Annotated in this window: 8 protein-coding genes; 4 read left to right on the top strand and 4 right to left on the bottom strand. The window is 42.3% G+C overall.

Features of this window, described 5'->3' with window-relative positions:
• Positions 1–478 precede the first annotated feature (478 nt).
• Entirely contained in the window at positions 479–3,100 is a 2,622-nt protein-coding gene (locus tag CQ839_RS23400) for a cation-translocating P-type ATPase (RefSeq protein WP_103670709.1), read from the top strand.
• An 85-nt stretch (positions 3,101–3,185) separates the two neighbouring features.
• Here the strand turns inward: CQ839_RS23400 and CQ839_RS23395 are convergent, their stop codons facing one another.
• The gene (locus CQ839_RS23395; protein ID WP_103670708.1) at positions 3,186–4,322 is read right to left on the bottom strand and encodes a citrate synthase; all 1,137 of its coding nucleotides are present in this window, start codon (positions 4,320–4,322) and stop codon (positions 3,186–3,188) included.
• Positions 4,323–4,472: 150 nt separating this feature from the next.
• Positions 4,473–4,607, bottom strand: a complete 135-nt coding sequence (locus CQ839_RS23390; protein ID WP_103670707.1) for a photosystem II protein Y — start codon at positions 4,605–4,607, stop codon at positions 4,473–4,475.
• Between the two features lie 163 nt (positions 4,608–4,770).
• Between CQ839_RS23390 and CQ839_RS23385 the strand changes: the two genes are divergently transcribed.
• The 3 genes from CQ839_RS23385 to rpmA all read left to right on the top strand — a co-directional run bounded on the left by CQ839_RS23385 (position 4,771) and on the right by rpmA (position 6,520).
• The gene (locus tag CQ839_RS23385) at positions 4,771–5,613 is read left to right on the top strand and encodes an undecaprenyl-diphosphate phosphatase (RefSeq protein ID WP_103670706.1); all 843 of its coding nucleotides are present in this window, start codon (positions 4,771–4,773) and stop codon (positions 5,611–5,613) included.
• Positions 5,614–5,823: 210 nt separating this feature from the next.
• Positions 5,824–6,153, top strand: a complete 330-nt coding sequence (gene rplU / locus CQ839_RS23380) for a 50S ribosomal protein L21 (protein ID WP_103670705.1) — start codon at positions 5,824–5,826, stop codon at positions 6,151–6,153.
• A 79-nt stretch (positions 6,154–6,232) separates the two neighbouring features.
• The gene (gene rpmA, locus CQ839_RS23375) at positions 6,233–6,520 is read left to right on the top strand and encodes a 50S ribosomal protein L27 (protein ID WP_009629204.1); all 288 of its coding nucleotides are present in this window, start codon (positions 6,233–6,235) and stop codon (positions 6,518–6,520) included.
• A 66-nt stretch (positions 6,521–6,586) separates the two neighbouring features.
• Here the strand turns inward: rpmA and CQ839_RS23370 are convergent, their stop codons facing one another.
• Both CQ839_RS23370 and gatC read right to left on the bottom strand, forming a co-directional pair.
• Complete coding sequence (locus CQ839_RS23370; protein WP_103670704.1) at positions 6,587–7,009, bottom strand: response regulator; 423 nt, start codon at positions 7,007–7,009, stop codon at positions 6,587–6,589.
• Positions 7,010–7,015: 6 nt separating this feature from the next.
• Positions 7,016–7,306: an Asp-tRNA(Asn)/Glu-tRNA(Gln) amidotransferase subunit GatC gene (gatC, locus tag CQ839_RS23365; protein WP_103670703.1), complete on the bottom strand. Its 291-nt coding sequence runs from the start codon at positions 7,304–7,306 to the stop codon at positions 7,016–7,018.
• Positions 7,307–7,338: the final 32 nt, after the last annotated feature.

Here is a 7,338-nt window from a genome sequence, read left to right as displayed (position 1 = left end):
AAACCTGTCTCCTGTTCTGTTGTTCGTTAATTGTCTATCCTAAGATCCTCCATCTTTTGGCTTCTTTTTATTCATGCAACAACGCCCTTGGTTTTCGTAAATGTACAAGAGGTTTTTTTACAGTACTGAAAGAGATTCTACTTTGGAGAACTTTCCTTAATAAGATTCAGAATTCATACACTATTCTAACTAATTGTGAGCATTCACTAGTTAGTGTTACTTAACTTAGTAAATCGCATTATGAAAATTACCAGCGATTATTTTTGATGGAGTTAATGCGTCAATGCGTTACTAGACAAGGTAATTAAACTTCTATATTAAGTATTAATTCTATCTTTCTCCTAAGCCTATAGACGATACTTCTCATTAATGAGTCTATGTGATTATAGACACCACCAAATTGCTATAGAACTGTAATAGGATCGATCAAAATCAATAGTTCACAAATTTCCAAATAAGTGTTGGCAATGGAATGGTTATGAAATCCGTATTGAATCCACAAGAATTAACAGGACTATCAGAGCAAGAAGTTAGCCAACGCTTGCAAACTGAGGGGTATAACGAATTACCAACAAGCGATCGCCGCAATATTTGGGGAATCATTCTTGAAATTGCCAGCGAACCAATTTTCTTGCTATTGCTGGGTTGTGGTGGCATTTATCTGTTTTTAGGTGATACTCAAGAAGCACTAATATTACTCGGTTTTGTCTTCTTTATTGTAGGAATTAATCTTTATCAAGAACAAAAAACCGAGAAGTCTCTGGAAGCTTTGCGAGATCTATCGAGTCCTCGCGCTCTTGTGATTCGTGATGGCGATCGCAAACGGATTGCAGGTCGAGAAGTGGTGCGCGGTGATTTGATTGTGCTCGCTGAAGGCGATCGCGTCCCTGCGGATGGGGTTTTGCTATGGTCAACTCACCTCACAGTTGATGAATCGCTATTGACAGGTGAATCCCTCCCTGTGCGAAAAGCGGCTGTCAATGATCAAGTTGATCTACCTGCTAATCGCCCTGGTGGTGATGATTTACCCTATGTTTATTCAGGGACATTAGCTGTCCAAGGACAAGCGATCGTTGAAGTCCAAGCCATTGGTCAAAAGACAGAAATGGGTAAAATTGGCAAGGCTTTGCAAACTATCGAGCAAGAAGACTCGAAACTCCAAAAGGAAACGCGACGAATTGTTAAGCAACTGACGATCATTGCGATCGCTATTTGTGTTGCCGCAGTGGTCATCTATGGAATTACTCGTGGTGATTGGCTAAATGGAGTACTAGCTGGCTTGGCGTTGGGAATGGCAATTTTGCCTAATGAAATCCCCGTAGTTTTAGCAATCTTTTTAGCATTGGGAGCATGGCGATTTTCGCAACAAAATGTGCTTACCCGCCGTATTCCTGTGGTGGAAACTCTTGGCTCGGCAACAGTGCTTTGTGTTGACAAGACAGGCACGCTCACGCTCAATCAAATGACCGTACAGCAATTATTTGTTTATCAAGAAGAATCAAATAATCCCGCATTTTACGACCTCACTTTGCATAAGCAGGAATTATTACCTGAAGACTTCCATCTTTTGATTGAATATGGCATTCTTGCTAGTCGCAAAGATCCTTTCGATCCGATGGAAAAAGCACTGAAATTGGTTGGGCAAGAATTGCTCTCAGGAACAGAACATCTCCATGAGGATTGGGATACTCTACGTGAATATCCCTTGTCGGGGACATTACGAGCTATGTCATGTGTATGGGAACCCAGCGAAGGTGGGGAAAAAGAAATTGCCGCTAAAGGTGCACCTGAAGCGATCGCTGATCTCTGTCACTTTAGTCCTGAAGCGATCGCCAATCTAGAAAAACAAGTTAATGTCATGGCATCCTCAGGATTGCGTGTTTTGGGGGTTGCCAAAGGATTTCTCTCTAAAGATAGCGATCGTCATGTTTCTCCTGCTGATGGTTCCTTACCTGCCGATCAGCATGACTTCGATTTTAAATTTATTGGTTTGGTTGGCTTATCAGATCCCGTCCGTCCTACCGTTGCACATGCGATCGCCGAATGCTATCAAGCAGGAATTCGCGTGGTGATGATTACAGGTGACTATCCTTCCACAGCTCAAAACATCGCGATGCAAATAGGGCTGTCAGGCGGTGAAGTGATTACAGGTACTGAACTTGAACAGATGACGGAAGAACAACTGCGATCGCGCATTCGCAGTACTAACATCTTTGCTCGTGTCGTGCCTGAACAAAAACTATTGATTGTGAATGCACTGAAACAAAGTGGTGAAATTGTAGCAATGACAGGTGATGGCGTTAATGATGCGCCTGCGCTCAAAGCTGCAAATATTGGTATTGCCATGGGCGGAAGAGGTACTGATGTGGCCAGAGAATCCGCTGATCTTGTTTTGCTAAATGATGATTTCAACTCGATTGTTGCCTCTGTCAAGCTTGGTCGCCGCATCTTTGACAACCTCAAAAAAGGCATGGCATATACTCTCGCCGTTCACATTCCGATTGCAGGCATATCTCTAGTACCAATCATCATGCAATGGCCCCTAGTACTCCTGCCAATTCATATTGCTTTTCTCCATCTCATCATCGATCCTGCATGTACGATCGCCTTTGAAGCTGAACCTGCCGAAGCTAATGTCATGCAGCGCCCTCCCCGTAATCCCAAGGAGCCACTATTTGATAAACGAACTCTAAGATTAGCCTTTTTTCAAGGCTTGAGTGTCTTGGGAGTATTAGTCATTGTCTATTCAGTCGCCTACTATCAAGGGCATTTTGCCCCCGATGTCACCCTTTGTAGCGCAAAAGCTTGTGGAGCAAGAAGCTTAGTCTTCACTACGCTGATTGTTTCTAATCTCGCCATGATTCTCACCAATCGCTCATGGACAAAAACAATTTTCAGTACGATGCGGATTTCCAATCCCTCAATCTGGTGGATTATTGGTGGCGGTGCAGCATTCCTCGGCTTAATTCTCTATATTCCATTTTTAAGACAACTCTTCCAGTTTTCCTATCTCAATTTCGAGGATTTAGCGATCGCTCTGTTATCAGGTATTGCCAGCGTAATTTGGTTTGAACTACTAAAATGGAAAACTACTTCCTAAAGAAAATTAGAGGGAGTACAAAGTACTCCCTCTAATTTTCTTTAGAGATTGCTGTGCTCTGGAAACTAAGGCTTCGTCAATTATCTTAACGATCTCCAATAGGCATATAAGTTACATCATGGAGCCCCGTATATACCTGCGTTGGGCGGAAAAGACGGTTGTCTGATAGTTGCTCCTTCCAGTGAGCTAGCCAACCAGGAACACGGGCGATCGCAAAAATAGTCGTAAACAAATTACTAGGAATACCAAGCTTTTTGTAAACCAATCCTGAATAGAAATCCACATTTGGGTGAATTCCTTTACTAGATAATTTCTCAAAGGCTTGTTTTTCTAATTCTAGGGCAATGTCATAGTAAGGATCATGACCAAACTCGTCGAACATTTTATGCACTAAGTCCTGTAAAACGATCGCACGAGGATCTTTGACTTTATAAATACGATGTCCGAAGCCCATGAGCTTTTCTTTGCGCTCAATTTTGCGCTCAAGGTACGCAGTCACATTCTCAACCGAGCCAATCTCTTCGAGCATCATCATTACTTGCTCATTAGCGCCGCCATGCAAAGGGCCAGCAAGAGTACCGATCGCCGAAGTCATCACGGCATAGGGATCAGTTAGCGTCGAAGCAGTTACCAAGGCTGCAAAGGTGGAGGCATTAACTGTGTGCTCTGCATGAAGGGTGAGACACACATCGAAAATATAGGATGCGAGAGGATCGGGAACCTGCTCATTTAACATGTATAGAAAATTAGAGGCATAGTCCAAATCATCGCGGGGCATCACAGGATCATTACCTTGACGCATCATGTGAAAAGCCGCTACCATCGTTGGCACTTTTGCTAGCAGTCTTACTGTCGCCTGATAAATGTAGTCTGCATCATGGAAATTACCCAGAGGATAGAACATCCCTAATGCTGCGACACTTGTTTGCAGTGCATCCATCGGATGAGCATTATCGGGAAATGACTTAATCATGTCGCGAATGCGATACTTAATTCTTCTTCTATGGGTGAGATCATGCTCAAATTCTTGTAGTTGCGTAGCTTTTGGCAATTCACCGAAAATTAGTAAGTAGCTGGTTTCAAGGAAATGGCTATGCTTGCAAAGATCCTCAATGCGGATACCTCGATATTCCAGCAAACCTGCTTGACCATCAACATAACTTATATTTGACTGGGTTGCAGGAACCCCCTCTAAACCAGGCTTATATTCTCCGATCGCCATATTTTAGCTACCTTACAAGATTAATTTTGTTTATTTCTTAGCTTATTTTATCGTTATGTATGCTTATGAATGTACATACCTAACAATAAGCCGAAATATTAAGAGAGGACGCTTTGCGTCCTCTCTTAATATTTCGGCTTTAAGCTGGAGCTATTGGAAAGGATTGTTACCTTGCTTGCCAAATAGGGAAGCTTCACCCTTGATTACAGCTTTGCCAAGATTAAAAGCTGCCCATGCAGCTACCAAAACGATGGGACCTAACACTATTAATACTCTTAAATCCATATGTTTATACCGATTAACTAGAAAAATTGATTTTAGTACTCATTATGACAGCAAATCTGAAAGTTGAACCCTAAAAAGTCTATGAGCGAGCAAAGCTCGCTCATAGACTTTTTAGGGCTTTACCAATTCGTGATATATGTCGTTTGTTTAAATTTTGATTTTTATGGAATACTGGCAAGCTTTTGTTTTAGGGATCGTGCAAGGACTAACTGAATTTTTGCCGATTAGTAGCACAGCTCATTTGAAGGTAGTTCCTGCGATTTTGGGATGGAAAGATGCTGGTCTATCCTTTGATGCTGTGATTCAACTTGGCAGTATTGCCGCAGTTGTCGGCTATTTCTGGAAAGATCTTAGCAATATTACACTAGGCAGTATCAAAGCCGTCCGATCGCAAAACTACAAGTCCCAAGAATTTAAGTTGGCAGTGGCGATCGCTCTCGGAACAATCCCAATTTTATTTGGTGGCTTACTAATTAAAATTTTTGTCCCAGACTATGACAAATCACCTTTGAGGAGTCTGACCGCGATCGCGATCGCCTCAATAGTAATGTCCAGTTTGCTTGCCCTAGCGGAGATATTGGGTCAGCGTGGCAAAACTGAGAAACGCCAATTTCATAGAGTTCGAGTAATTGACGGCATTTTAATGGGTGTAGCGCAAACAATGGCACTTGTGCCAGGGGTATCGCGTTCAGGCTCGACTTTAACCGCAGGTTTGTTTTTAGGATTAGATCGCGTTGCTGCAACTAGGTTTTCCTTTTTGCTAGGTATTCCTGCGATCACCATTGGTGGGCTGGTTGAGTTAATCAGCTTGATTAAAAAAGGTTTTGGTGACGTTGGTTTAGGACAGCTTTTGATCGGGCTATTATCATCGGTGATTTTTTCGTACTTAGCGATCGCATGGTTACTGAAATTCTTCCAAACACACACGACTTGGGTATTCGTAATATATCGATTAATTTTTGGAGCGTTATTACTTACAGGTGTTGGTTTAGGTTGGCTCAAATAAAACCCAAAAAGTAAAGAAGGCACGCTGCGCGTGCCTTCTTTACTTTTTAAAATAAATTTTCGCCAAGCGAAAATTTATTTGTTTATTTCATGTATAGTTATAGATCGCACGATCTTTCATGCTCGGATCGGGTTATTTAGAAAAATTGGCGGAATTAGGTGAAACTAATTTCCCAATACCTGTACGGCATCTACTGAATATTTAAACACCATGAGTTACGCAATCATTGAAACAGGCGGTAAGCAATATCGCGTCGAAGTCGGCAGATTTTATGACGTTGAGCTACTTGAAGCCGAAGAAGACAGCAAACTGTCTATTGATAAAGTTTTGTTTGTCAATATGGAAGGTGCCATTTCGATTGGTCAGCCCCTAGTTGATAGCGCAAGCGTAGAAGTTACTGTAATGCGCCATCACAAGGCGAAAAAAGTAATCGTTTACAAAATGCGTCCTAAGAAAAAAACTCGCAGAAAGAACGGTCACCGTCAGCCGATGACTCGGATCATGGTAGAAGCAATTAACCTAAGCGGTAAGGCTGCTTAAACCAACTCAAGCAAATGTCGCATCGCGACATTTGCTTGAGTCATTTTTTGATTAGCACTTTTTAGAGGATACAAACTAAATGGCACATAAGAAGGGTACAGGTAGTACAAGAAACGGGCGTGACTCTAATGCTAAACGCCTTGGCGTAAAGCGTTACGGCGGTCAAGTCGTTAAGGCTGGAAGCATCCTAGTCCGTCAACGCGGTACAAAGTTTCACCCAGGCAATAACGTCGGGCGTGGTAGCGATGACACATTGTACGCAACCGTTGATGGCGTTGTGACTTTTGAGCGTTTTGGCAAAACCCGTAAGAAAATTAGCGTTTATGCGCCTGTAGCTGTCGAAGTTGCAGAGGCAGAAGTTGCTTAAAACAAAAAAGAGGGTGCGCTTTGCGCATCCTCTTTTTTGTTTTAGGGGCTGTACTTTGTACAGCCCCTATTTTTGTGTTCTTACTGATTCATAATGCTGCAAAAGGTTTCTGAGCTTATCGATCTGAATAGGTTTACTGATGTAATCATTCATTCCTGCGTCACGACAGAGATTTTGATCGTCATCGGTGGCATTTGCCGTCATAGCAATGATTGCAATTGGAGGAAGTTGTGTTTGTGATTCCAGATTACGAATATATTTGGTTGTCTCCAAACCATCCATCTCAGGCATTTGAATATCCATCAGGATCAGATCGTAGCCTGTGTTGGCGATCGCTTTAACTGCTTCGGCACCGTTGTTAACTATATCGGCTTGATATCCCAGATGGTTTAACACTCGTTTGGCTACCTTTTGGTTGACAGGGTTATCTTCGGCTAAGAGTATTCTGAAACTAGATGCAGTCGGATCGAGTTTGCCTGAGGTATCCATAGGTATCTAGCCCATAATTTGTGGTACGCGGAAAAAGTCTTCTTCGCGATCAGGTGCACAGTTAAGTAAGACCTCGCGATCTGTAAAGGGTTGCAATATGTCGGGGCGAGTAATATTGATGGTATTAACGGCTCTGGTTGTTGGTTCAACCCCTTCTAACAGAGGATCGAGTTCATTTAACTGTTGGAAGTAGTCCAAAATGCTATCTAGCTGCTTAGTAAAAGAAATTTCTTCAGCTTCAGTTAACTGTAAACGCCCTAAATGGGCAACGTGGCGAACTTGCTCTCTATCAATCATGTTTTTTATATAAGTGTTAGCCAATAATTATC

It is taken from the genome of Pseudanabaena sp. BC1403 (genome assembly GCF_002914585.1).
Classification (GTDB): domain Bacteria; phylum Cyanobacteriota; class Cyanobacteriia; order Pseudanabaenales; family Pseudanabaenaceae; genus Pseudanabaena.
The sequence above is the reverse complement of the archived record's forward strand: the minus strand, read 5'-3'. Positions and strand labels throughout refer to the sequence as shown.